This window comes from Saccharothrix sp. BKS2 (genome assembly GCF_047689505.1).
In the GTDB taxonomy this organism is placed as follows: Bacteria; Actinomycetota; Actinomycetes; order Mycobacteriales; family Pseudonocardiaceae; genus Actinosynnema; species Actinosynnema lopnurensis.
In genome coordinates, this window is record NZ_JAUQOL010000003.1 from 423,739 (window position 1) to 448,376 (window position 24,638).

A 24,638-nucleotide genomic window follows, 5' to 3' on the forward strand; every position below is an offset into this window, starting at 1 on the left:
CCACCACCACCCCGTCCCCGGAACGCGTCAGAAGCGGAACACGCCGACCTCGGCCGCCTGGCCGGCGGGCCACCGGGTGTTGGCGGTGAAGACCAGCCGCAGGTGGCGCTGGAAGGTCTGCGGCACGGGGATGGCCACCCGGTTGCCGGTCGCCGGGTCGAACCGGTGACCGCGGTTGGCGACGAGGGTCGTCCACGTGCGACCGTCCGCGCTGCCGCGCACGGTGATCCGCTGGGTGCGCGGCTCCCAGCCCGGCGGCAGGGCCACCTCGACGCGGCCGACCTCCTCGGTCGCGCCCAGGTCGACGGTCAGCGGCTGGGGGAACAGGTTGTGCGCGCTCTCCCAGTAGGTGCCGGTGTCGCCGTCGTTGGCGTTCACGGACGGGTACCCGGGGACGTTGCCGGAGGCGGTGAAGCGCCGGCCGTCGGCGAGGTCCGGGTTCGGCACGGGCGGCGCGGACCCGGTGAACCGCTCGACCCAGTAGCGGGTGCGGTCGAGGTAGGCGGTCTCGGCCGCCTGACCCGTCCGGCCGTAGGCGCCCTCGTAGGTCAGGTAGCCGTGGCCGGCGGGCGGGGTGGAGTCGGCGGGCTCGATGGACGAGCCCTCGTGCCACTCGTTGAACGAGGTGATCGACACCCAGTCCGGCCGGCCGCCGGTCTCGGGGGCGAGGGCGTTGCCCCACTGGAGGTCGTAGGTCGCGCCGTCGGCGCGGTCCAGGGTCGGGCTGGTGTTGCCGGGCACGGCGCGGTCGTCCAGGTAGCCGGGGCCGACGGACGGCGCCCACACCAGGCCGTTGGCGCGGGCGAAGTCGGCGACGCCCTTCCAGCCGATCGCGGTGTTCGCCGCGATGACGTCGTAGGTGTAGATGCCGCCGAAGTGCCCGACCCGGCTCACGTCGGTGGTCTGGGCGAGCACGACGGCGATGTCCCGCACCTCCTCCAGCGGCGCCCAGTCGGCCACCTCCAGGCTGTTGAACACGTAGAACGCGCCCCGGTCGCCGTGCTGGGCGTCCCGGTAGAAGGCGGGGCTCGACCCGTACCGGTCGTCGAGGTAGCGGATGTCCTCGACGGTGCTCTCCGCGGTGCGCCCGCCGTAGGGCTCCAGGTGGAAGGCGACCCGCACGCCGTGCCGGGCGGCGGCGTCCAGCAGGCCGGGCACCAGCCGGTCCTCGTACGAGTTCCGACCCCACCAGCTGGTCACGACCACGCCGGCGCCGGACCGGCGGACCCACCGCATGTGCTGGTCGACGGCGCCGGCCAGGTCGCCGGAGTCGTAGGCGCCCAGCGTCGGGTAGAAGTCCGCGCCGATGTCGTCGGGCGGCGTGTGGCCGCCCTGCTGCCAGTGCCGGTAGGAGCCGTAGACCTCGGGGCTGCCGTACCAGGGGTAGTAGAAGAGGTGCACGTCGGAGGGCACGGCCCGGACGCCGGGCGCGGCGGCGACGGGGCCGGTCGGGACGGCCGCGACCAGGGCCAGGGCCGAGCAGAACGCGATCACGATGCCGAGCAGGGTGCGCATGGTGGTCCGCCCACATCCTTGCGTCGTTGTAAGGAAGGTCACACGACCATAAGTAAAGCCGACAACTTGACGCAAGAACTTGACTCGAACACGCAAAAACTTGACCAGGCTTGTCCGAAATCGGACAGGCCGTCAACGGCGCCCTCGCCCGCCGCCACGCCGGCCGACAGTCGCGGATTTCGCGCCGAGCGCGGCCGACCTCCGGTGGCCGCATAACACATCGGATCTCTGTTGACCACCTATTGCGATCCGGTCGGGGGCAGCGGTATGCCTGAGCACAGATGTCGGATGTCTGAGGAGGGCCTGGCGCTCTCCGGGTCACCCCAGTCCGCCCACCCACCACCGGAGACATCGATGAAGATCCCCTCCCGGACCGCCGCCGTCCTCGCGGCGGCGTGCCTGGTCCTCGCCGGGTGCAGCAAGGACTCCCCGACCGGAAACCCGCCGGCGGGGTCCGGCCCGGGTGGCGTCGGCGTCGACCTGCCCCGCGCCGACTCCGACTTCTGGAACGCCTACGCGCGCTACGTGCCGGAAAAGGCCGCCGAAGCGGGGGTCGAGCTGGTCTCCACCACCAACTCGCAGAACAACGTGCAGACCCTGATCTCCAACGTGGACAGCATGGTGACGCAGGGGGCCAGGGCCATCGTGATGGCGCCCCAGGACACCGGCGCGATCGGCCCGAAGCTCGACGAGCTGGCGGGGCGGGGCATCCCGGTGGTCAGCGTCGACACCCGCCCGGACACCGGACAGGTGTACATGGTGGTGCGCGCCGACAACCGCGCCTACGGCACCAAGGCGTGCGAGTTCCTCGGGGAGAAGCTCGGCGGGCGGGGCAAGGTGGTCGAGTTCCAGGGCTCGCTGTCCTCCGTCAACGGCCGCGACCGCTCCGAGGCGTTCAAGGAGTGCATGAGCACGAGGTTCCCCGACATCACCGTGTTCGAGGAGCCCACCGACTGGGAGGGCGGCAGGGCCCAGGCCGCGCTGGAGACCCGCCTGGCCACCGACCCGGATCTCAGGGGCGTCTACATGCAGGCGGGCGGCGTCTTCCTCGACCCCACCCTCCAGGTGCTCGAGCAGCGGGACCTGCTGGTGCCGCCGACCGACCCGAGGCACATCTTCATCGTCTCCAACGACGGCATCCCGCAGGAGCTCGACGCGATCCGCAAGGGCGAGATCGACGCCACGGTCTCCCAGCCCGCCGACGCCTACGCGGGCCTCGGCCTGCACTGGGCCCGCAGGGCCCTGGCGGGCGAGCGACCCGCACCCGGCCCGACCGACCACGGCAGCACCGTCGTCGAGCTGCCGAACGGCTTCGAGGACCAGCTGCCCGCGCCGCTGGTCACCAGGGACAACGTCGACGACCCCGCGCTGTGGGGCAACGGCTCCGGCTCCTAGGGCGGCGGCCGGATGTCGGAAGCGGGGACGCCGGTCGTCGAGGCGACCGGCGTGGTCAAGCGGTACGGGCCGACGGTGGCGTTGGCCGACGGGTCCCTGGCGGTGCGGCCCGGGGAGGTGCACGCCCTGGTCGGCCGGAACGGGGCGGGCAAGTCGACGCTGGTCGGGGTGCTGACCGGCCTGGTCGAACCGGACGCGGGCGAGGTCGCGTTCGGCGGCGAGCCGGCGCCGCCCACGGGTGACCGGGCGGCGTGGCGGGCGCTGGTGGCGTGCGTCTACCAGCACCCCTCGGTGGTCAAGGACCTGTCCGTCGCGGAGAACCTGTTCCTGCACCGGCAGCCGCGCGGCCGCTTCGGGCTGGTGTCGCACGCGCGGATGCGCCGCGAGGCCGCCGAGCTGCTGGAGTCGTGGTCGGTGCCGGTGGACCCCGGGCTGCCGGCCCGGGAGCTGACCGTCGAGCAGCGGCAGCTGGTGGAGATCGCGGGCGCGCTGTCGCTGGGCGCCCGGTTCGTGATCCTGGACGAGCCGACCGCCCAGCTGGAGTCGCGGGCCGTCCAGCGGCTGTTCGGGCGGGTGCGGGCGCTGCGCGAGCAGGGCGTGACGTTCCTGTTCATCTCCCACCACCTGCCCGAGGTCTACGAGCTCTGCGAGCGGGTCACGGTGTTCCGGGACGCCCGGCACGTCGTCACCGACACCGTCGCCGCCCTCGACCGGGAGCGGCTGGTCGCGGCCATGGTCGGCGAGGCGCGCGGGCTGGTGCGGGCCGGCGCGGACCGCCCGCCCGTGCCCGACGACGCCGAACCGGTGCTGGAGCTGACCGGGGTGGGCGTGCCCGGCGTGGTCGGGCCGGTGGACCTGGTGGTCCGGCGCGGGGAGATCGTGGGCGTGGCGGGCTCGGCCGCCGGCGGCAAGCGGCAGCTCGCCGAGGCCCTGGCGGGGCTGCGGCCCCGCACCGGCCGGGTCGCGGTCGCGGGCCGGGTGGTGCGGCCGGGCTCGGTCCGGGCCGCCCTGGACGCCGGGCTCGGCTACCTGCCCGGGGACCGCGACGTCGACGGCTTCGTCAGCGGCCTGTCGGTCGCCGAGAACGCCACCATGACCATCGCGCACCGGCTCGGCCCCGGTCAGCTCGTGCTGCCCGCGCGCCGCGACGCCGAGGCGCGGCGGGTGATCGCCGAGCTGGACGTGCGCACCACCGGGCCGCACCAGCCGGTGGGCGAGCTGTCCGGCGGCAACGCCCAGAAGGTCGCGATGGCCCGCGCCCTGGCCGGCGACCCCGAGGTGCTGGTGCTGGTGCAGCCGACGGCGGGCGTGGACGTGCGCGCCAAGGAGTCGCTGCTGGGCGCGGTGGACGCGCAGACCCGGCGGCGCCGGGGCGCGCTGCTGGTGTCGGACGAACTGGAGGACCTGCGGGTCTGCGACCGGGTCGTGGTGCTGGTCGGCGGGCGCGTCGTCGCCGAGCACCCGCGCGGCTGGGACGAGGGCGGGCTCGTCGCCCGGATCGAGGGGATCGGTGAGGACCATGACTAGCGCCGCGACCGGGACCGACGCGCCGGGGGACGGGACCGGGCCGCCCGGCGGGCGCGCCCGGCCGGCGAACCGCCTGCGCCTGGCCCGGCTGCGCGACCTGGCGCTGGTCCCGCCCATCGTCGCCCTGCTCGTCTACGGCTGGACGCTCAAGCCGGACCTGTTCCTGACCAAGGCTTACCTGGTCGACACCGTCCTGAAGTACCAGACCGAGCTGGCGCTGGTCGTGCTGGCCGAGGCGCTGGTGCTGATCGTCGGCAAGTTCGACCTGTCGCTGGAGTCGGTCGTGGGCATCGCGCCCGCGATCGCGGTGTTCCTGGTGGTGGGCGGCGCCGACCTCCCGGGCGCCCCGTGGCCCACGTGGACGGTGCTGCCGGTGGCCCTGCTGATCGGCGGCCTGGTCGGGCTGTTCAACGGGTTGCTGATCGTCCGGTTCACGCTCTCGGCGTTCATCGTCACCCTGGCCGTGCTGATCGCCCTGCGCGGCCTGCAACTGGCCGTCGTGGGCGGGGCGACGATGTCGAACCTGGCCAACCGCGTCCCGGTGATCGACCACCTGGGCAGCCTGCGGTTCCTCACCCTGCCGATCTCGGTGTGGGTCGTGGTGGTGTGCTTCGGGGTGGGCATCGTGGTGCTGGGCTACACCAGGGTCGGGCGGTCGCTCTACGCCGTGGGCGGCAACCCGGCCGCGGCGCGGGCGGCGGGCATCCGGGTCGAGCGGGTCGTCTGGGTCACGCTGGTCGTCGCGGGCGTGCTGGCGGCGTTCGCGGGCCTGATGCTGTCCGCGCGGCTGGGGTCGGTGGCCGCCAACCAGGGCGACGGCATGATCTTCACGGTGTTCGCCGCGGCGGTCATCGGCGGGATCAGCCTCGACGGCGGCAAGGGCACCCTGTTCGGGGCGCTGACCGGCGTCGTGCTGCTCGGGCTGATCCAGAACGTGCTCACCCTGGCCCAGGTCAGGGCCGACCAGATCCAGGCGGTCAACGGCCTGGTGATCCTGGTCGCCCTCGTCCTGGCGAGGCTCACCAGCGGGAAGGCCCAGGACTGAGGGCCGGCGGGGTTCGGCGCTCCCCGCCTCCGCCGTGCCGCTACCCGGTGGCGAACAGCTCCGGGGGCACGGCGTCCGCCAGCGCCCGGTACCCGGCGGGGTTGAGGTGCAGGTGGTCGCCGCTGTCGCAGGACGCCCTGAGCCGGGCCGGGCGCGCCGGGTCGCGGACCGCCCGGTCGAAGTCGACCACGGCGTCGAAGCGGCCGCTGGTGCGGATCCAGTCGTTGACCGACTGCCGGGCCGCCTCGCGGCAGCCCGCGGGGTCGTCGTAGTCGTTGCCCCCGAACGGCAGGAGCGTCGCCCCGTAGACGCGGATGCCCTGGGCGTGGGCGCGGACCACGATCTGGTCGTAGCCGTCCACGAGCTCGTCGGCGACCTGCTTCTGGGCGGCCTCGGTGGCCTGGGCGCAGCCGAGGTCGTTGACGCCCTCGAAGACGAACAGCCACGCGACCCCGCTGTGCGCCAGCACGTCGCGGTCCAGGCGCGCCAGCGCGTTGGGGCCCAGGCCGTCGCGCAGCACGCGGTTGCCGCCCGCCGCCTGGTTGACCAGCGCCACGCCCGCGGTGGCGGGGTGGGCCCGGAGCCGGGCCAGCAGCAGGTCGGGCCAGCGGTCGTTGCCGTTGGTGGTGGAGCCCCGGCCGTCGGTCAGCGAGTCGCCCAGGAGGACCGCGGCGGCGGTGCCCGGACCGGCCGGCACCTCGACGCCGCTGAGGAAGTACCAGTGGTCGACCGGCGTGGCGCCCGGCAGGGCGTCGGCCGCGACGTGGTTGCCCGCCAGCAGGTGCGAGGTGGTGCGGGAGCCGGGGTGCGAGGTGATGTCGGTGGACGCCTGCCCCTGCGCCAGGTGCACCGTCACGGTCAGGTTGGCCGAGTCCCCGACCGGGAAGGGGAGCGGGTCGGAGACCACCTGGGCGCCCGGCTGGACGACCGCGGAGGTCTTGCCGTGGAAGGTGGCGGCGCGGGCCGTGCCGGGCTCGACCTCCCCGGCGCCCGCCCGGCCGCGGCGCGGGTGGGCGACCGTCACCGCGGTGAGGGGCAGGGGCGCGCCGCCGAAGGCGTTGGAGAACCGGAGCCGGAGCCGGTCCCCGCCGACGGAGACGCGCACGGTCTGGCGCAGGGTCGCGTCGGCCAGGACCGCGCCGTCGCGGGTGAAGGGCGCGGGCGGCATGTTGGCGGGCTCGGTCAGCTGCGGCATCGACGCCCAGGTGTGCACCCAGCGCTCGGTCGGCGTGGACGACGGCGCCGTGCCGAACGCCCGCGGGGGCGCGGTGGGCGCGCCCGCCGGCGGCTGTCGTCGCATCGAAGTCCCCTCGGCGTCTTCGACGGGCGGTCCACTGCGGCAGGCGGGACGGACCGCTCTTCGGGTCGCAAGTTTCGACCCTTTTATCTTAACTTTCGGGCCAACGTAGCTCCCCAGGCGGCGTCGCGTCAACGCCGCCGCGCGCCCGCGGACCGACCGGCACCGGAGGGGGTCAGCACGTCCTGTCGCGGGCGGGCGCCGTGCCCAGCAGGTGGGCGTCCGCGGCGCGGCGCGTGCACTCGTTGGCGTGGTAGACCCCGTGGCCGGGGCCGTCGAAGGTGACCAGCCCCGACCCCTTCGCCTGCCGGTGCACCTCGCGCGCCCACCGGTAGGGCGTGGCCACGTCGTAGCGGCTGGTCAGCAGGAGCAGCGGCGGGGCCCGGTCGACGTCGAGGCGGTGCGGCGGGTTGGTCGGGCGGTCGGTGAACCCGACGCACGTGGCCGCCTCCTGGTGGCCCAGGTACGAGCCGCGCATCGTGGGCGCCGCGCGCAGCTCGGCCTCGCGCAGCGCCCGATACCCGGCGAAGTCCTCGAACCGCAGCGCGAAGTCCTGGCACACCACGGCGTAGCGCAGCGAGTCGTAGTTCGGCTCGAACGACGCCCGCGCGCCGCCGACCTCCACGACGAGCGAGGCCAGGCTCTCCCACTCCCCGCCGCGGATCAGCGAGAACGCCCAGGCGATGAGTTCGCCCCGGCCCAACCCGGTCCCGTCCGCGGCGTCCAGGGCCCTCTCCCACGCCGCGCGGACGTCCCGGCCGTGCAGGGCGCACGTGGTGTCGCGGGCGCACCACGCGACGAACACGCCGAACGCCTCCTCCACCGCCCGCGCCCGGTCCAGCACCAACCGCCGCGGGCCGGCGCTGTGGTCGATCACGCCGTCCAGCACCATCGAGCGCACCCGCGGCCCGAACAGCTCCGCGTACTGCTGGCCCAGCAGCGTGCCGTAGGAGATGCCGTAGAAGCTGATCCGCCGCTCCCCCAGCGCCGCGCGCACCGCGTCCAGGTCCCGCGCCGACCGGGCGGTGTCCACGTGGTCGAACACCGGGTGGCGGGCCCGGCAGTCCTCGCGCACCGCGAGGTTGTGCCGGGCCAGCGCGGCGAACGCGGCCTCGTCCGCCGGGTCGTCGCCGGGGTTGCGCGCCATCAGCTCGGGCGAGCAGCGGATCGCCGAGCTGGCGTTCGTGCCCAGCTGGTCGAAGCCCACGACGTCGAACCGGGCCCGCACCTCGGCGCTGAGGTAGGGGGCGCGGGCGAACTCCGCGCCGGACCCGCCGGGGCCGCCCGCGTCGACGAACACCACGCCGATCCGGCGCGCGGGGTCGGTGGCGCGGACCCGCGACACGGCCAGGTCCGTCCTCGCGCCGCGCGGGTTCGCCCGGTCGAGCGGGACGGACACCGTGCCGCACTCGGCCGCGGGCTGGTCGGGGCACGGCTGCCAGGCGATCGTCGCCGCCTCGGCCCGGGGTGCGGCGACCAGCAGGCCCGCGACCAGCGTGGTGACGAGCAGCGTCCGCACGGCGTCCCCCCAGCGTGAGCAGAGACGTGCAGTCTCGCGAGGTCGGCGCGCCGGGGGCAAGCCCCTAGCGGCGCCGCAGCGACGGGTCGAGCAGGGCGGGCGGGGTGTCGAACTTCTCGTGCGGGGCGAGGTCGACGCCGGGCGCCACCACGGCGTCGATCGCGTCGAGCACGTCGGCGGGCAGCACCGTGTCCGCGGCGTCCAGCTGCGACCTCAGGTGGTCGAGCGTGCGGGGGCCGACGATCGCGCTGGTCACGGCGGGGTGCGCGGTCACGAACCCGAGCGCGAGCTGGACCAGGGTCAGGCCGGCACCGGCGGCGACCTCGGCCAGCCGCTCGACGGCGTCGAGCCGGGCCCGGTTGGCGGGCAGGGCGGGGTCGAAGCGCTCCGGCATGAGCCCGGCGCGGTGGGTGGTGACCTCGCGGCCCGCGCGGACCGCGCCCGACAGCCAGCCCGAGGCCAGCGGGCTCCAGGCCAGCACGCCGAGCCCGTACTGCTCGGCCACCGGCAGCACGTGGGCCTCGATCCCCCGTTGCAGGATCGAGTAGCTGGGCTGCTCGGTGACGTACCGGCCCAGGTGGTGCTCGCGGGCGGCCCACTGCGCCTGCACGATGCGGTAGGCGGGGAACGTCGAGGAGCCGAAGTACCGGATCTTGCCGGCGCGGCGCAGGTCGGTCAGCGCCGACAGCGTCTCCTCGTCGTCGGTCTCCGGGTCCCACCGGTGGACCTGGTAGAGGTCGACGTGGTCGACGCCGAGGCGGCGCAGGCTGTCCTCCAAGGCGGTGACCAGCCAGCGGCGCGAACCGCCCCGGTGGTTGCGCTCCTCGCCCATGGGCATGGTCGCCTTCGTGGCCAGCACGAGGTCGTCGCGGCGGCCGGCGACGGCCTTGCCGACGATCTCCTCGGACCCGCCCCGGCTGTACCAGTCGGCGGTGTCGATGACGTTGATCCCGCCCTCCAGGGCGGCGTCGACGACGGCGGTGGCCTCCTCCTGGGTGGTGCGCCCGAGCGCGCCGAAGTTCATCGCGCCGAGCGCGAGCGAGCTGACCTGCACACCGGTGCGGCCCAAGGTGCGGTACTGCATGACTGCGTTCCTCCGTCGAGGCGAGGCGCGGTGACGGCGCGCGAAGTGGTCGCCGGGCCCCTGGCCTGGCATCATGAGCAACCGGAACGTTGCTCCGCTAACGATACGGAGCAGTGTTCCGGTTTGCAAGCCCGGCGGGTGGAGGGAGCGGCACGGTGGACGACGGCGACGAGGGCGCGGTGCGGGCGACCAGGCGCAAGCGGGCGGACGCCCGGCGCAACGAGAAGACCCTGCTCGACGCGGCCGCCGCGGTCTTCGTGGACTCGGGCGTCGACGCGCCGGTGCGCGACATCGCGGCCAGGGCCGGTGTCGGGATGGGCACGATCTACCGCCACTTCCCGACGCGGGCGGACCTCATCATCGCCGTCTACCGGCACCAGGTGGAGGCGTGCGCCGAGGCCGGGCCGGCCCTGCTGGCGAGCAGCGCGACCCCGCACGCCGCGCTGGCGCGGTGGATCGACCTCTTCGTGGACTTCCTGATCACCAAGCACGGGCTGGCCGCCGTGCTCCGGTCCGACCAGTCCGGGTTCGACGCGCTGCACGCCTACTTCCTCGACCGCCTCGTGCCCGTGTGCGCCCAGCTGCTCGACGCGGCGGTCGAGGCGGGTGAGATCCGGTCCGACCTGGAGGCGTTCATGCTCATGCGCGGTGTCGGGAACCTGTGCGTCGGCGCGGGCGCGGACCCGCGCTACGACGCGCGTCGGCTGGTCGAGCTCCTCATCGCGGGGCTGCGCCGGCCGGCCTGAGCCGAACCGGGGTGCGGCGGGGACCGGCGGTCGTCAGCGGATCCAGGACTGGAGCGGGTCGTCCTCCCGGCACGGCCCCAGCGCCACGGCCGCGAACGCGCGCGGGCCGGTCAGGCACTCCCCCGGTGGAGGGCGCTCTCCAGGGCGGAGCTCCCCCTCGGCCGGGTGTGCTCCACCCAGGACTGGCCCTGGGCCCCGATGCACTCCAGCACCTCGACCTCCGCGGGCGAGTACGCCGTCAGGCACCCCCGCAGCCGCGGGTGAACCACGGTCGTGAACGCGCCCGCGTCGTCCGGGTGGAACCGCCACAGCTGGTCGGGCCGCCTCGTCCGCGGCCCGAGCACGACCGGTCCGGACCGCGCGCCGGCGGTCAGCGCCAGGCCGGGCAGCCCGGCGCTGCCGACCACCACCTGGTCGTGCTCGGTCGCCGCGGCGGCGGGCGCGAGGGCCGGCAGGGCGATCAGGACGGTCGACAACGTGCGCGTGGTTCCCCCGATGCGTTCGGTGTTCCGTCCTGTTAGCCCACCGCAGGGCTTGCACGATCAGGTGGTGTGCTGCGCCGGAGGGTGAATCCGGTCGCGTGGACAGGGCCGCCCGGCCGCGGTGGGTGCGGCCGGGCGGCGGAGGAGGCGAGGGGCCGGAGGTCGGGGTCAGCCCACCGTGATGGTGCCGTCGGCGGCGCGCACGCACGCCACCGCGCGGGTGGTCGCGGCCGCGGCGCCGGTGAGGCAGCGGCCCAGCACCGCGTGCCCGGCGGCGTTGGGGTGCCACGACTCCTGGCAGGTCTGGAAGTACGTCACGCAGGTGTTGGCGATCCGCTGCACGGCGATCTTGTCGCGGCCGGAGAGGCTGGTGACGAACGTGCCGCTCGGGCCGTCCTGGAGCCGGATCGGGGTGGCCAGCGCGTTCGCCGGGCTGTCGCCCTGCTCGCAGAGCCGCGCGCCGTCGAAGGCCCGCTGCACGTTGAGGTAGACCAGGTCGGCGCCCGGGAACTCGGCCGACAGCGCGGCGTGCGAGCCCTGCACCACGGTGCCCAGGCGGCTGGAGAACACGTGACCCGGGGCGAGGCTGGCGCGGTGGACCGGGCAGCCCGCCGCGTACCGCTCGGCGCCGAGGTCGCGGAACTTGTCGCGGGTGTCGTCGCGCCCGTCCTCCTCGTGGTACTGGGGCAGCAGGTCGAGCGGCAGCGGGTTGGTGTAGTCCTGGAAGACCACGCGGTGCCGCCCGTCGGCGTCGACCTGGGCCAGGGTGGTCAGCAGCTGCCGCAGGGCCGCGGTCGTCTCGGTGGTCGCCGCCGCGATCTCCTCCTCGGTGGCCAGGTCGGACACCGCGCACGGCTGCTGCGGCACGTCGCCGGCCCAGAACTCCCACCAGCCGGTCCAGGCGTCGGCGATGAACCGGTTCGCGCACAGCGAGGCCACGTCGCCGAAGGTGAACGAGCTGTTGTTCGAACCCAGGCCGACCAGCACCAGGTCGATGTCGTGGGTGCCCGCGACGGCGCGGAGCTGGTCGAGCTGCGAGGCGACGGTGCGGCCCTTGGCGCGGGCGCCGGAGGCGTTCGCGACGTCGTGCGGCTGGCCGCCGGAGCAGGCGAGGTTGAACCGGGCCTGGACGCCCGGCAGGTCGGCCTTGAGCAGGGACGCGTTGGCCGACCGGTGGCAGAAGAAGGCGTTGGCGTTCGGCGCCGACCAGCCGGGGAAGCCCTGCGCGACGCCGTTGACGTCGGTCACCGGGAGGTAGTTCCCCGCCCCCTCGCCGCTGACGAAGCTGTCGCCGATCGCGACGGCGGCGGTGGGCAGCACGGCGGTCGGCAGCACGGCGGAGGCCGCGTCCGGGGCCCCCGGGTCGGGGGCGGCGCCGGCGACCGCCGTGGCGGACCAGCCGAGCGCCGCGGCGAGCACGGCGACCAGCACCGGACGTCGAAGCAGGGACATCACGACCTCCTCGTTGACAGTCGGACTGACGTGAAATGTCTTCAAATCCGTCGCCCGGGTCAAGACCGAAGGGAATTTCCGGGATGCCGTTGACGGCGGCCCGGCCGGGAGGCGGCCCGGCCGGGTACCGCCCGACCGGGAGCCGCTAGAACACGACGTCGGCCTTCGTGATCTCCTCGCTGCCCTTCGGCAGGACCCGCACCCAGGTCCGGATGAACGAACGAGGTTTCCCCTGGTTGGCGGCTGCGACGGCCTGCACGGCAGCCAGCTCCTCCACGCTGTTGGCCCGCCGGCGCCCCGACAGGCCGATGGGCGTCTCCTCGATCTGGTCGGAGCCGGCCAGGCGGCCGTCGTAGGCGTTCGCGACGGAGTACTGACCGTTGACGCGCCAGTCGGTCCGCTCCCGCTCGGCCGCGTCCTCACCGAGCCGCTGCGCGCCGTCCGCGCCCCGGTACAGCTCCCGCCAGGCGGTGTGGGCCGTCCGGACGTCGAGGTCCTGGGCCTTCAGACCCCGGTCCGCCAACCACCCGCGCAGGTGCGGCCCCGGCCCCTCGGCCATGGTCCCGAGCAGCTCGATCCCGAAGACGTACACGCCCAGCTGGTGGTCGTACCAGTAGAAGGCGCCCTCCGGCGCGGCGTCCAGGCCCTGGTGCGCCCGCAGCGCGTCGGCCGCGCCGTACTCGACCCGCTTGGCCGCGACCGGCGTCGCGTGCCAGACCAGGTCGTCCACCCAGGAGAGGTAGATGTGCTCGCCGTGGCTGATGCCGCCCCGCACCGGGGCGGTCGCCTCGGGCCCGGCCTTGAGCACCGCGCGCGCGTGGTCCAGCGCGGCCAGGTGCGCCGGCGGGAGCAGCTTCTCCTGCCACTCGCGCCTCTTCGCGCTCGGCTCGTCGACGTCGGCGAACCACTCCGTCGCCTCCACCGGGTCCTGGTTGTCGAAGATGAGGTTGACGAAGACGTTGTTCCCGGCGCTGTCCTTGTGGAACGACGGGACCGCCTTGTACTCGGACCGGTCCGGGTAGTAGTTCACGTCCACGGCGATGACGTGGTCGCCGTCCGCGAACCAGCTCTGCCGCCTGAGGTAGGGCCACTGGCCGTTGTGGTCCATGAACATCTCCAGGAAGGCGATGGCGCCGGCCACCAGCTCGATCAGCCGATCGCCCTCCAGGTCGGTCACCACCGCCCTGGACCTGGGCTGGTAGTAGATCGTGCAGAGGTTGACGTACCTCGGCCCGTCGGGCCCCGGGGCGAAGTCGCCGAACTCCTGCTTCAGGGCCCCGGCGAGCTTCTGCCACCCGGCCGCGTTCCCCAACAGGGAGGCCACCGTCCCCGTTTGCATCAACAACGGCACCAACGAGTCGTCGACGGACGGGGTCAGAGGGCCTTCGGTCACGGGAACCTCCACCAGGGCAGCCGGGGAACGGGAAGATCGACGACCGGTACGATCGCTAGATAAAACGTTAGCATCCCGGGTGCCGCCCGCCGGTGGGCGAAGTGCGGTCCGGGGCGCCCGGCCGGCCGGGGTGGACAGCACCCGGTCGCCGGGGTGGACGGCGCGGCCGAGGTGGACAGCGCGATCAGGGGGCCGAGGTGGACAGCGCGGCCGAGGTGCCGGCGCGCAACGGCGGCGCGCACGTAGGCTGGGTCGCGCCCTGGTTCCCCGGTGGCGCTCCGGTGACGCGGGAAGAGGTCGGGCGGGTGCGGGCAGCGGGGAGGACGAGCCGGTTCGGGCTCCTGCTCACGGCGCTGCTGGTGCTGCTCGGGATCTCCGCCGGCGTGGCGCCGGGCGCCTCCGGCGGTCACTTGGGCCACCCACCGGTCCAGGTGACCGGCTGGTCGGCCTCGTCCGAGCCGTCGATGCACGACGACCGCCACGACTGGCTCCGGCTGTCGGTCCCGGCGCGGTACGCGCAGGCCGCGTCGCACCCGGACACCTGGTGGGTGCTCTGCGGGCGCGTGACCGGCCGCTGCGCCCTGCGGGGCCGACCACCCCTCGACGAGCCCCACCGCACCGGTACGGCGACGGCCGAGCCGTCACCGCGGGCGAGCCGCGCGCCCCCCGCCCTCGCGAACCGGGTGAACCGGACCTGACGCGTCCTCGACGCGCCCGCCGCACCCGCCCCGCACCGGGGCGACGGCGGCGCCGTCGGTTTCCCGTGCCCGCCGCCGTGCCGGTCGGTCGACCACCGTCACCGCGACCCCGCCGGCGTCGACCGCCGACGGGGTGACCGGCGCGGCCGCGGGCGTTCCCCGAAGGGGTCGATCCATGTCCGTTGTCCTGTTCGTGCTGCTGGTCGCCGTGATCCTCGCCGCGGCCGGCCTGATGGTGGTGATGTTCCTCCGGGACAAGCCGCTCTACGGCGTGGTGGGCCTCGGCCTGCTCGCCGGTCCCGGCAGCCTGCTCGCCGTCCTGCACCTGTCCCTGGCGTAGCCGCGGCGGCCGCGCTCGGCCGGTCCCCCCGGTCGAGCGCGGTCCGCCTCCGGCTAGCGCTCCGAGGTCGCGCGGCGCACGACGCCCTCGATGAGGTCCGCCGAGGTGCCCGGGGCGTCGTGCGCCGCGTACTCGGCGGCCATCGCCGCGGCCCGGTCGCGGAAGGACGGCACGTCGAGCACGCGCCGCACGGCGTCCCGGATCGCCTCGGGCTTCGGCCTGCCGGTGCGCAGGTCGATCCCGACGCCCGCCCGCGCGACCCGGGCGGCGACCTCGGGCTTGTCCTCCGTGGCGCCCCCGACCACCAGGGGCACGCCGTGCGCCAGCGCGTTCTGCACACCGCCGAAGCCGCCGTTGGTGACCATCACCGACAGCCGCGGCAGCAACCGGTCGTAGGGCAGGAACGACGCCAGGCGCGCGTTGGCCGGCACGTGCGCGGGCCGGTGCGCGCCGGTGCTGGCCACCACCAGCACGTCCTCGTCGGCCAGGGCGCGCAGCGCGGGCAGCACCAGGTCCTCCAGGTCGCCGTCGGCCACGGTGCCCTGGGTGACGTGCACGACGGGCCGGTCCGCGGTCTCCACGTCGCCCCACCACCCCGGCAGGTCGCCGGACGACGCGGGCGGCAGCAGCGCGCCGACGAACCGCACCCGCGCCGGCAGGTCGGGGCGCGGGTGCTCCAGCGACGCCAGGCCGTTCTGGAGGTGCAGGTGCCGCGAGACGCCGCTGAGCCCCCTGACCGGCGGCAGCCCCAGCTCCCGCTGGACCGCCACCGCGCGGGCGTGCACCTCGCGCAGCACCACCCGGTCGAACAGCGCCTGCAACGCCCGGTTTCGCAGCCTCGCCAGGGGTCCCGTGCCCGGTTGCAGGCCCGGCCCGAACGGCGCGGTGTGCGGGCCGGCCAGCATCAGCGGGGTCACCCCGACGCTGACGTTCGGCACCCCGGCCAGCGCGCCGAACGCCCCGCCGCCGCCGAAGCCGACGTCGTGCACCACCACGTCGGCGGCCCGCTCGCCGTGCGCCCGGCGCAGGGCGGCCACCTGGGCGGGGACCGGGTCGATGAAGACCGACACCATGTCGAACCGCAGCTTCGCCAAGCCCGTCACCCGCGCCCGCTCGGGGAACAGCTCGTCCACCGTGCCCCGGCTGAGGTCGATGGCCTCGTCGAGCGCCACGAACTCGGCCCCGGCCGCCTCCACCTGGCCCGCGAACCGCCGTCCCGCGCACCACCTCACCCGGTGCCCGCGTTCGGTGAGCGCGCGGGCGATCGGCAGCAGCGGCGTGGTGTGACCGGGGAACGGCACACTCGCGAACAGCACGTCGAGCACGGAGGTCATGCCCAGCACCCTAATGAGGCCGACCCGACCGGTGATCGCCCCGACGACGACCGGGGTCCGGTGCTACGACCCGGGCGGCCGGCGGGACCGGCGCCACTCGCTCGGGGAGCAGCCGAAGGCCGCGCGGAACCGGCGGGTGAAGTGGGTCGGGTCGGTGAAGCCCCAGCGGCGGGCGACGGCGGTGATCGGGGTCGCGTCCAGGGCCAGGTCGGCGCGGGCGCCCTCCAGCCGTTCCGCGATGATCCACTGCTCCAGGCTGAAGCCCGCCCGCCGGCACAGGTGGTAGAGCAGCCGCACGGACACGTTGAGCGCGGCGGCGATCTTCTCCGGGCCCAGGTCCGGGTCGGTCAGGTGCCGGCGGACGTAGGTGCGGACCTGGGTGAGCCGGGTGTCCTCGACCGCGTCGAGGTCGTCGTGGGCCGCCGACACCAGCAGCGCCCTCACCAGGTCGAGGGTCGCGGCGCCGAGCGGGCGCGCCCCGGCGGAGGCGGTCAGCTCGCGGGCGTTGCGGCCCAGGTGCGCGACGTGGTCCGCCACCAGCCGGTAGAGCGGGCTGCCGCGCAGCGAGCCGGCCGCCCGGCGGATCGTGTCCACGGGCACGTCCAGCACGTCCAGGGGCACCTGCACGCAGCCCGCCGCCCCCTCGCCGGACCACCCGAACTCGTAGGCGGAGGACAGGTCCACCAGGTGCATCTCCCCCGCCGGGACCAGTTGGCGCTCGCCCCACTGCTCCAGGCGCCCCACGCCCCGCCGCTGCACGGAGACCGCGACGACCGGGACGTGGTCCTGCCGGGTCTGCCGCTCGGTGCGCAGCAGGCTCATCCCGGACGACCTGCTGCCGAAGATCTCCACGTCGCCCAGCTGCCGCAGCTCGACGCGGAAGCGGACCGGGCGGTCGGGGTGCTCGTGGATCAGGTGGCAGGGGGCGCTGGCCTCCTGGAAAACGGTGTGGACCGCTTCGACGCGGTCCTCCGGCGCCAGGTCGTCGGTGTCGAACAGCACCGGCCCCAGTCTAGTGGCGGCCCCGGCGGGTGGTCCCGCGCCCGCGGTGCCCGTCCTCCGGGTCCGCACCCGGGTCCGGTGCTCCCCGGCCGCACTCCGGTCCGGCACCCCCGGGCCGCACCCCCGGGCCGGCACCCCGGTCCAGCACCCTGCCGCACCCCGTGCGGGCACAGCCGAACACCGTGCACGCACAGCACTCCCCCCGCGCGCCGGCGGCCAGAATTCTTCTCGGGGACCGGGTGGGAGGGGCGCGTCAGGATGACAGGAACCGCAGCACGACGTCGTTCCACTGCTGGGGATGGGTGATCGGCGCGCCGTGCGGGGCACCGGGGATGACCGCGGTCGGCGCGCGCCCGCGTCGCGGCGCGGTGAACGCGTCGCACTCGCCGTGCACGACCAGCACCGGCACGTCCACGTCGGCCAGCTCGGCCTCGGGGTCCGCACCGGCCCACGCGGCGATCACGTCCGCCGTGGCCTTGGCCGAGGCGGAGGCCGCGAGGTGCAGCAGGTGCAGCCGGGTGGCCTCGTCCAGCGCGGTCTCGCCGTCCACGGAGAAGAACCGGCCCAGCACGTCGTCCAGCATGGCGATCCGGTGCCACTCGGCCGCGCCCAGCAGGTCGCGCACCAGCCCGTCGTCCACCGCGAGCGGACCGGCGAGCACCAGCCGGGACACCCGGTCGGCGCCGAAGCGCACCACGCAGCGGGCCACGTCGCCCGCACCCGAGGAGAACCCGACCAGCGCCGCGTCCCGGAGGTCCAGGTGCGCCAGCAGGCGGTGCAGGTCGGTGGCCAGCGTGTCCTGGTCGTACCCGGCCCAGGCCCGGGTGGAGCGGCCGAAGCCGCGCCGGTCGTAGCCGACCACCCGGTGGCCCGCCGCGACGAACGCGGCCACCTGGGACTCCCAGGACTGGGTGGTCAGCGGCCAGCCCGCCACGAGCACGACCGGCGGGCCGGAGCCGAAGTCCTCGTAGTAGAGGCTCACCTCGGCGCCGTTCTCCGTTCCGACCGCGAGTCGTGGCACCGGCCCAGCCTGCCCGGCGGCGCGGGCGGCGCCATCGGTCAGATGACTGCACCGGGCGGGTCGCGGTGATCGGGCGCGCGGCGGAGCTGGCGCGGCTGCGCCGGACGGTCGACCGCGATCCCGGGGTGCCGCCCAACCTGGTGCTGCACGGCGATCCGGGCGTCGGCAAGACGGTCCTGCTCGACGCGGGCGTGGAGTACGCCCGCGGGCGGGGCATCCGGGTGTTCGGCGGCACCGGCTACGAGAGCGAGGCGCAGCTCGCGTTCGCCGGGCTGCACCAGCTGTTCGCGCCCGTGCTCGGCCACCTCGACCGGGTGGACCCGTTCCACCGGCAGGTGCTGCGCCGGGTGCTCGGCTTCGAACCGGGACCGGTGCCCGACCGGCTCGCCGTCTCGGTGGCCTCGCTCGCGGTGCTGGCCGAGGTCGCCCGGGAGGGTCCGGTGCTCATCGCGGTCGAGGACGCGCACTGGGTGGACCACCCGACGCGCGAGGTGATGATGTTCCTGCTGCTGCGCCTGGCGCCGCACGACATCCGGGCGCTGTTCGCGCGCCGCCCGCTGCTCAGCAGCGAGCGGGTCACCCCGGGCATCGCCGTGCTGGAGGTCGGGCCGCTGCCGGAGCGGGACGCGGGCGCGCTGCTGGACGAGCTGCACCCCGGCCTGCCCGGCGCCGCCCGCGACCGGGTGCTGTCGGCGGCGGCGGGCAACCCGCTGGCGCTGGCCGAGCTGCCGCACGCGGTGGGCACGGACGCGCTCGACCTGCTGCCCCCCGGGGCGTCCCTGCGCACCCGCCTGGAGTCGACGTACGCGACGCGCGTCGTGGGGTTGCCGACGGCCGTGCGCACCGCGCTCCTCCAGACCGCGCTGGACGGCGACCGGCTGGAGAACGAGGCCCCGCTCCCCACCGCCCTGACCCCGCTGGAGCTGGTCGAGGTGGAGCGCTCGGGCCTGGTGACCCGCGACTCGACGCCGTCCGGACTGCGCTTCCGCCACCCGCTGGTGCGGTCGGCCATCGTGAACACCGCCGCGCCGGACGAGGTGCGCGCGGCCCACGCCGAGCTGGCCGAGCTGTACCGGGACGTGCCGGAACGCCGGGTGTGGCACCTGGCCGCGGCGTCCGCCGGCCCGGACGAGGAGGTGGCGGCCGAGATCGAGCGGGCCGCGCTGAGCGCGAGCCTGCGCGGCGGCAGCGGCCTGGCCGTCAGCGCGTTGCAGCGGGCCGCGGCGGTCAGCCCCACCGCGCCCGCCGCCGCCGGGCGGCTGCACCGGGCCGCCGAGCTGGCGGAGGAGTCGGGGCAGCTCGAACTGGCGCAGCGGCTGCTGGACGAGGCGCGGCGGCACCTGGACGACCCGACCCGCAGCGCCGCCACCCGCGCCCGCATCGCGCTGCTGCGCGACGGCGACTTCAGCGGGGCCCGCCGGCTGCTCGGCGACGCGGTGGACGACCGCGCGGTGCTCATCCGCCTGGCCGTCGCCACCTACACCGGCGACGCGCTCACCGGGGACCTGGCCGGGGCGAGCCCGCACACGAAGCTGCTGCACGGCGTGTTCACCGGCACGGCGGGCGCGGAGGAGCTGCGGGAGGCGATCGAGGCGCTGCCCGCCGACACCGCGCCCGGCCGCGTCACCGAGCTGTGCCGCGCCGCCGCGTGGCTGGACGTCCTGCACGAGCACCGGGAGCACGTGCGCGGCCTGGTCCGGCGCGAGGTCGGCCAGGGCGCGGTGACGCACGCCGCGACCGGGTACTGGTTCGCCGCGCACGACCACCTCCTGGCCGGGGAGTGGGAGCGGGCCGAGCAGGAGGCGAGCGCGGGCCTGGACCTGTGCGTGCGCCACGACCTCGCGCTGCCCGCGCAGGACCTGCGGTGCCTGCTGGGGTGGCTGGCGGCGGCCCGCGGCGACACCGACTCCGCCCGCGAGTACAGCCGCGTGGTGGAGCAGTGGGCGGAGCCGCGCGGCAGCGCCGCGCACCTGGCGCTGTCCGCGCGGAACCTGGCCCTGGCCGCGCTGGGCGAGGGCGACCACGAGGCCGCCCACGCGCACAGCTCGCGCGACCCGGGCACCCCGTGGACGCTGCTGGACGCCGTGGAGGCGGCGGTGCGCGCCGGGCGGCGGGAGGAGGCGAGGGAGCGGGTGGCCGCGGCGGACCTGGCCGGCGTCGCCGACCGCACGCCGCGGCTGCGGCTGCACGTGTTCGCGGCCCGCGCGCTGGTCGCCGACGCGGACGACGACGCGGTGGCCGGCCTGCGCGCCGCGCTGGCGCTGCCGCGCGTGGAGCGCTGGCCGTTCGAGCACGCCCGGGTCAGGCTGGCGCTCGGCGAGCTGCACCGCAGGCGGCACCGCCCCGGCGACGCCCGGCCGGAGCTGCGCCGCGCCGCCGAGGTCTTCCGCCGCGTCGGCGCGACGGCCTGGCTGCGCCGGGCCGAGCAGGAGCTGAGGGCGACCGGGGTGGCCGTGGCCGCGAACCCGTCGACGGCCGAGTTGACCGCGCAGCAGCTGGAGGTGGCGCACCTGGCCGCCTCAGGCCTGAGCAACAAGGAGATCGGCGCGCGCCTGTTCCTGTCGCCGCGCACGGTCAGCGCGCACCTCTACCGGATCTTCCCGAAGCTGGGCATCACGTCCCGCTCGGCGTTGCGGGACGCGCTGGCGGCGCTCGACCGGTGACCGCCTGGCGGTGCCGGCGGCGGTGCGGTCGGCTGACCGACGTCACCGGTCGTCACCGGCGCCGGGAGCGGGCCGCGGCCCGCTCCCCCGCCGCGTCACAGCTCGACCGGACGGCCCGGCGGGAGCCACCGCAGCGCCGACCCGACGGCCGCGGGCGCCCGCTCGAACGCCCGCTCGACGGCCTCCCGCCGTTCGCGGAAGTGGCTCCAGCCCTCGTGGTGCACCGGGACGACGACCCTCGGGCGGAGCAGGCCGCACAGCTCCACCGCCTCCCGCCCCGTCATCGTGTAGCGGACCGGACCGGTGAGGCCGAACCGGACCGCGCCGAGGTGGAGCAGCGCCACGTCCACCCGCGCCCCCTCGGCGAACCGGCTCAGGGCGCGGTGCGGCACGGTGTCCCCGGAGATCCACAGCGCCACCCGGTCCGCGCCCGCGCGGCGCAGGGCGAACCCGACCACCTCGCCGGCGACCGGGCGGCTCAGCGGCGGCCCGTGCCGGGCCGGGGTGGCGGTGACCTCCCATCCGTTGGGCAGGGCGGCGGTCGCGCCCGGCGCGAGCCCGACGGCGTTGCCGCCGAGCCTGCGCGCGCCCGGGACCGTGGTGAGGACGACCCCGGCGGACGGGAGCAGGGCGCGGCCCTCGTCGTCGAGGTTGTCCGCGTGGTGGTCGTGGCTGAGCAGCACCGCGTCCAGCGCGGGCAGGTCGGCCGGCGCGACGGCCGGGCCGGCGGTCTTCCGCGACCCGGTCCCCCAGCCGAAGGCGTACCTCCGGCCGGGGGCGTCGAACGTCGGGTCGGTGAGCACGCGCAGCCCGTCGAACTCGACCAGGGCGGTCGGGCCGCCGACGTGCGTGACCCGGGGTCCGTCAGCGGGCATGGGCGACGGCCCAGGCCAGCACCTCGTCGGCGATCCGCTCCCAGCCCTCCTGGGCGGGCAGCAGGTGCGCGTAGCCGGGGTACTCGCGGACCTCGGTCACCGTGTCGGACCGGTAGTGCTTGGCGTTGGACTTCTGCACGCTCGGCGGCATCAGGTGGTCCTCGCCGCCGGAGACGAACAGCAGCGGCGCGCGCTTGTCGTTGCGGTAGTCCACCCACACGTCCTGGTGGCCCGGCTGGATGTTGGCCAGCAGGCTGCCCCACAGGATGTTCGCCGAGGCCGGGACGTGGTAGCGCTCGTAGAGCGCGCGGGACTCCTCCTCGGTGAACGTGTTGGTGAAGGCGTAGTGCCACTGCTCGTGGGTGAAGCCGATGGCCTTGTGCCGGTTCGCGGGGTTGCGCAGGATCGGGAACGTCGACTTCAGCTGCGACGGCGGGGCCACCACGACGCCCTCGGTGGGCGCGGAGTTGATCGCCACGCCCGCCGCGCCGTAGCCGTGGTCCAGCAGGACCTGGGTGAACGCGCCGCCCGCCGAGTGGCCGATGATGATCGGCGGCGTGGACAGCTCGTCGATGACCGACTCCAGGTGGGAGATGATCCGCGGCACGGTGACGGCCGCGATCGGCGACGGGTCGGCGTTGAGCGCCTCCACCTCCACCTCGAAGCCCGGGTAGTAGGGCGTGAGCACGCGGTAGCCCTGCTTCTCGTAGTGCGTCCTCCAGTGCTCCCAGCTGCGGGCGGTCACCCAGAAGCCGTGGACCAGGACGATCGTGTCGGGTGTCATCGGTTGCCCCCGTGGGAGTCGAGGAGGGCCGGCAGGTCGCTGCCGGGCCGTTCGCGGTGGGTGTCGGTGGTGCGCTCGCGGGTGTCGCGGTGCCCGGTCGGCGGTGGCGGGCGGCGGTGGCTTCGTGCCACCCGCTCACCGTAGGAACCCGGGGGGCGCCCCTGCTTCGGTCGAATGACTGCACCTCGTCCCACCCGGCGCGCCCGCCCCTACCGTCATCCGACCGCGACGGGCCGCCGACTACGGGAACCTGAACCGGTCCGGGGCCCCCACCTGCGGAAGTGGCGGTCGGGGCCTGTCGGCGCGCTCCGGAGTTCCCCTACGGTCGCACCGCTCCGGCCGGCCCCCTCCGGCCGGACTCCGGGAGGACACCGTGAAAACCCTGCTCCGCGTCCTGTTACCGGTGGTCGCCGTCGTCGCGGCGGCGACCGTCGCCCTGGCCGCGCCCGTCGCGCCGACCACGCCCTACCCGCAGGTGCCGGCCAACGCCAACGCCTGCCTCGTGGAGAAGCTGGAGGTCGACAAGCAGCAGCTGCTGCACGACCAGGCCAAGCGCCACTACGACCGGATCAAGGCCCTCTTCGACCGCAACGCCGCCAGCGCCAGCGACCTGCGCGCCGCCGAACGGGCGCTGCACCAGGCCGCCATCGCGCTGAACAACGCCCGGTACGCCGAGGCCGCGTGCCGCAACAGGCTGGGCAACGACCCCAGGAAGGAGTGCGTGGCCCTGTCGCTGGAGCTCAACCGGCTGCTCGACGAGCTGGCCCTGCGCCGGGAGCTGGAGCGGCTGGCGAAGGCGCACTACGACGCGGTGCTGGCCCTGGCCGGCAGCGGCGCCGTGTCGGGCGAGGAGGTGGACCGCGCCAGGACCGCCTGGGAGGTCGCGAAGCTGGAGCGGCAGCAGCTGGAGCAGCGCGTCACCGACGTGAAGAAGCAGCTCGCCGACAACCCGGCGTGCAAGGACTACCCGTCGATCCGCCCGACCCCCACGACCACGCCGACCACGCCCACCTCGACGACCACCACGCCCACCACCACGACGCCGGTGCCCACCACGACGTCGCCGAGCACCGTGCCGACCACCCCCACGAGCACCACGGCGCCCGTCGGTACCACCGCGCACCCCGCGCCGGTCGTCCCGGTCGGCTGAGCCACCGGCACGCCCCGGCCTCCGCGGCGCACGGCGGTGCGCCGCGGAGGCCGTCCCCCCGGTCGAGCGGCTACCGGAAGGTCAGGCGGTACTGCACGCCGCCGCGGTCGACGCCCTGCTCGTCGGTCTGGACCACGTTGACCGGCTTGCCGCCGGCCTCCTGGGTGCCGTTGAAGGTCAGCCCGATGGGCAGTCGCTCACCGGCCCTGAGCAGCAGTCCGGTGAACCGGGCGAGTTTGGGGTCCACCACCTGGAACCGGGTCGTCCCCACCTGCCGGACGCCGACGGCCTGCCCACCACCCGCGCGCCAGCGCTCGGTGAGGGTCGCGCCGAGGTCCACCACGATGCTGCCGGGACCGACGAACGGCTCGGCTGCGGGCGTGATGGCCAGACCCGCCCGCACGTCGCGCGTGACCGCGTTGCCGATCATGAAGTCGGCCGGCACGGGGACGTTCGCCGTGCTGCTGGCCGTCACCGCGTTGTGCCACGCGATGTTGTTGTTCTTGCGCGTGTTGTCCTCGGTGTCGGTCCCCTCGAGGTAGGTCATCGGGTCCCAGCCGGACTCCCACCGGGCCAGCAGGCAGTAGTGCCGCCACTCGTTCGGCACGGTCCACGGGATCATGACCGTGGTCGTGCTCGCCGAGACGGTCGTGGTGACCGCCCCGAACTGCTGCCAGCCGGAGGGCCACGAGACGTTGCCACCCGCCTTGGTGTGGTAGAGGCGGAGGGTGCCGGGAATCGCGGCCGTCCCGTTCTTGCGCATGGTGACGAAGACGTAGTAAGTGTTCGTCGGTGTGATCGCCACGTCCGCCGAGCACAGCGAGGTGCCGGCGCAGATGACGATGTCCGGGCTCATCCAGATGTTGCCGACACCCGGCTCGGTGCCGTCGTCGCCGGGGTTGTCGCGCATGTAGACGCCGTTGGGCGCGGGCAGTGCCTGCGCCCCGGGCGGGCCGGTCAGGAACGCGGCCGCGAGGGTCGCGACGAGCAGGGCGAACAGCGCGCCCCGTCGTCTGGACGACGTGCTGTGCATGGGTCCTCACCTTCAGGTCGGGGCAATGGCCGGGCGATGGTGCGGCGCGGCTGTTGCAAATCGGTTGTGCGTCGTCCCGGCCCCTCACGACGGCGAGCAGGACGCCCGCCGTCCGGACGACGTGCTGTGGTGCGCGTGGTCCTCACCTCCGGGTCGGGCGGTGACCGGGTGCGGCGCGCCTGTTGCCCACCGGTTGCACGCCTTCGGGACCTTGGGCTGGTCAGACGTTTCGCGGAGCCGACACGACTGATTACGCTCGGTTGACCTTGTGGTGAGGAAGGGG

General features: G+C 75.1%; 22 protein-coding genes. 8 read left to right on the top strand and 14 right to left on the bottom strand.

From position 1 onward, the window contains the following. Positions 1–27: 27 nt before the first annotated feature. Positions 28–1,515: a discoidin domain-containing protein gene (locus tag Q5530_RS07450; RefSeq protein WP_415361501.1), complete on the bottom strand. Its 1,488-nt coding sequence runs from the start codon at positions 1,513–1,515 to the stop codon at positions 28–30. Positions 1,516–1,869: 354 nt separating this feature from the next. On the opposite strand from Q5530_RS07450, the gene Q5530_RS07455 reads away from it, so the two are divergent. Genes Q5530_RS07455 through Q5530_RS07465 form a run of 3 tightly spaced genes read left to right on the top strand, consistent with a single transcriptional unit; the run spans position 1,870 to position 5,482 of the window. After that, positions 1,870–2,910, top strand: a complete 1,041-nt coding sequence (locus tag Q5530_RS07455) for a sugar ABC transporter substrate-binding protein (RefSeq protein ID WP_415361502.1) — start codon at positions 1,870–1,872, stop codon at positions 2,908–2,910. A 12-nt stretch (positions 2,911–2,922) separates the two neighbouring features. Beyond that, the gene (locus tag Q5530_RS07460; protein WP_415361503.1) at positions 2,923–4,437 is read left to right on the top strand and encodes a sugar ABC transporter ATP-binding protein; all 1,515 of its coding nucleotides are present in this window, start codon (positions 2,923–2,925) and stop codon (positions 4,435–4,437) included. Beyond that, a complete protein-coding gene (locus Q5530_RS07465) occupies positions 4,430–5,482 on the top strand; it encodes an ABC transporter permease (protein WP_415361505.1) in 1,053 nt (350 codons plus the stop codon). The genes Q5530_RS07460 and Q5530_RS07465 overlap by 8 nt, the downstream gene beginning before the upstream one ends. Positions 5,483–5,522: 40 nt before the next feature. Here Q5530_RS07465 and Q5530_RS07470 read toward each other — a convergent pair whose 3' ends face one another. From Q5530_RS07470 to Q5530_RS07480, 3 genes are all read right to left on the bottom strand, one after another. Next, positions 5,523–6,782 carry an SGNH/GDSL hydrolase family protein gene (locus Q5530_RS07470; RefSeq protein ID WP_415361506.1) on the bottom strand — a complete coding sequence of 420 codons (1,260 nt, stop codon included), beginning with the start codon at positions 6,780–6,782 and terminating at the stop codon, positions 5,523–5,525. Between the two features lie 172 nt (positions 6,783–6,954). Continuing rightward, positions 6,955–8,298 carry an alpha/beta hydrolase gene (locus Q5530_RS07475; RefSeq protein ID WP_415361507.1) on the bottom strand — a complete coding sequence of 448 codons (1,344 nt, stop codon included), beginning with the start codon at positions 8,296–8,298 and terminating at the stop codon, positions 6,955–6,957. A gap of 64 nt (positions 8,299–8,362) precedes the next feature. Next, a complete protein-coding gene (locus Q5530_RS07480) occupies positions 8,363–9,382 on the bottom strand; it encodes an aldo/keto reductase (RefSeq protein ID WP_415361508.1) in 1,020 nt (339 codons plus the stop codon). Between the two features lie 155 nt (positions 9,383–9,537). Here Q5530_RS07480 and Q5530_RS07485 point away from each other — a divergent pair, with 155 nt between their 5' ends. After that, positions 9,538–10,128 carry a TetR/AcrR family transcriptional regulator gene (locus Q5530_RS07485; RefSeq protein WP_415361509.1) on the top strand — a complete coding sequence of 197 codons (591 nt, stop codon included), beginning with the start codon at positions 9,538–9,540 and terminating at the stop codon, positions 10,126–10,128. A 110-nt stretch (positions 10,129–10,238) separates the two neighbouring features. Here the strand turns inward: Q5530_RS07485 and Q5530_RS07490 are convergent, their stop codons facing one another. From Q5530_RS07490 to Q5530_RS07500, 3 genes are all read right to left on the bottom strand, one after another. Beyond that, the gene (locus Q5530_RS07490) at positions 10,239–10,604 is read right to left on the bottom strand and encodes a hypothetical protein (RefSeq protein WP_415361510.1); all 366 of its coding nucleotides are present in this window, start codon (positions 10,602–10,604) and stop codon (positions 10,239–10,241) included. A 174-nt stretch (positions 10,605–10,778) separates the two neighbouring features. Continuing rightward, positions 10,779–12,062: a hypothetical protein gene (locus Q5530_RS07495; RefSeq protein ID WP_415361511.1), complete on the bottom strand. Its 1,284-nt coding sequence runs from the start codon at positions 12,060–12,062 to the stop codon at positions 10,779–10,781. Positions 12,063–12,207: 145 nt separating this feature from the next. Then, positions 12,208–13,455 (bottom strand): hypothetical protein, encoded by a 1,248-nt coding sequence (locus tag Q5530_RS07500; protein ID WP_415361512.1) that lies wholly within the window; start codon positions 13,453–13,455, stop codon positions 12,208–12,210. Positions 13,456–13,652: 197 nt separating this feature from the next. Between Q5530_RS07500 and Q5530_RS07505 the strand changes: the two genes are divergently transcribed. Beyond that, positions 13,653–14,153 carry a hypothetical protein gene (locus Q5530_RS07505; RefSeq protein ID WP_415361513.1) on the top strand — a complete coding sequence of 167 codons (501 nt, stop codon included), beginning with the start codon at positions 13,653–13,655 and terminating at the stop codon, positions 14,151–14,153. A gap of 175 nt (positions 14,154–14,328) precedes the next feature. Further along, on the top strand, positions 14,329–14,493 hold the full coding sequence (locus Q5530_RS07510; protein WP_380640819.1) for a hypothetical protein: 165 nt from the start codon (positions 14,329–14,331) through the stop codon (positions 14,491–14,493). A gap of 53 nt (positions 14,494–14,546) precedes the next feature. On the opposite strand, the gene Q5530_RS07515 is transcribed toward Q5530_RS07510, so the two are convergent. The 3 genes from Q5530_RS07515 to Q5530_RS07525 form a co-directional block, all read right to left on the bottom strand. After that, a complete protein-coding gene (locus tag Q5530_RS07515) occupies positions 14,547–15,827 on the bottom strand; it encodes a glycosyltransferase (protein ID WP_415361514.1) in 1,281 nt (426 codons plus the stop codon). 63 nt (positions 15,828–15,890) lie between these two features. Further along, on the bottom strand, positions 15,891–16,829 hold the full coding sequence (locus Q5530_RS07520; RefSeq protein WP_415361515.1) for a helix-turn-helix domain-containing protein: 939 nt from the start codon (positions 16,827–16,829) through the stop codon (positions 15,891–15,893). A gap of 253 nt (positions 16,830–17,082) precedes the next feature. Continuing rightward, positions 17,083–17,850 carry an alpha/beta fold hydrolase gene (locus Q5530_RS07525; RefSeq protein ID WP_415361516.1) on the bottom strand — a complete coding sequence of 256 codons (768 nt, stop codon included), beginning with the start codon at positions 17,848–17,850 and terminating at the stop codon, positions 17,083–17,085. Between the two features lie 65 nt (positions 17,851–17,915). Here Q5530_RS07525 and Q5530_RS07530 point away from each other — a divergent pair, with 65 nt between their 5' ends. Further along, positions 17,916–20,513: an AAA family ATPase gene (locus Q5530_RS07530; RefSeq protein WP_415361517.1), complete on the top strand. Its 2,598-nt coding sequence runs from the start codon at positions 17,916–17,918 to the stop codon at positions 20,511–20,513. Positions 20,514–20,608: 95 nt separating this feature from the next. Here the strand turns inward: Q5530_RS07530 and Q5530_RS07535 are convergent, their stop codons facing one another. Genes Q5530_RS07535 through Q5530_RS07545 form a run of 3 tightly spaced genes read right to left on the bottom strand, consistent with a single transcriptional unit; the run spans position 20,609 to position 22,303 of the window. Then, on the bottom strand, positions 20,609–21,388 hold the full coding sequence (locus Q5530_RS07535) for an MBL fold metallo-hydrolase (RefSeq protein WP_415361518.1): 780 nt from the start codon (positions 21,386–21,388) through the stop codon (positions 20,609–20,611). Next, complete coding sequence (locus Q5530_RS07540; protein ID WP_415361519.1) at positions 21,378–22,172, bottom strand: alpha/beta hydrolase; 795 nt, start codon at positions 22,170–22,172, stop codon at positions 21,378–21,380. The genes Q5530_RS07535 and Q5530_RS07540 overlap by 11 nt, the downstream gene beginning before the upstream one ends. Further along, positions 22,169–22,303 carry a hypothetical protein gene (locus Q5530_RS07545; protein ID WP_415361521.1) on the bottom strand — a complete coding sequence of 45 codons (135 nt, stop codon included), beginning with the start codon at positions 22,301–22,303 and terminating at the stop codon, positions 22,169–22,171. Before Q5530_RS07545 ends, Q5530_RS07540 begins: the two co-directional genes overlap by 4 nt. A 242-nt stretch (positions 22,304–22,545) precedes the next feature. On the opposite strand from Q5530_RS07545, the gene Q5530_RS07550 reads away from it, so the two are divergent. After that, positions 22,546–23,322: a hypothetical protein gene (locus Q5530_RS07550; RefSeq protein WP_415361522.1), complete on the top strand. Its 777-nt coding sequence runs from the start codon at positions 22,546–22,548 to the stop codon at positions 23,320–23,322. Positions 23,323–23,392: 70 nt separating this feature from the next. Here the strand turns inward: Q5530_RS07550 and Q5530_RS07555 are convergent, their stop codons facing one another. Next, complete coding sequence (locus tag Q5530_RS07555) at positions 23,393–24,355, bottom strand: hypothetical protein (RefSeq protein WP_415361523.1); 963 nt, start codon at positions 24,353–24,355, stop codon at positions 23,393–23,395. Positions 24,356–24,638 lie beyond the last annotated feature (283 nt).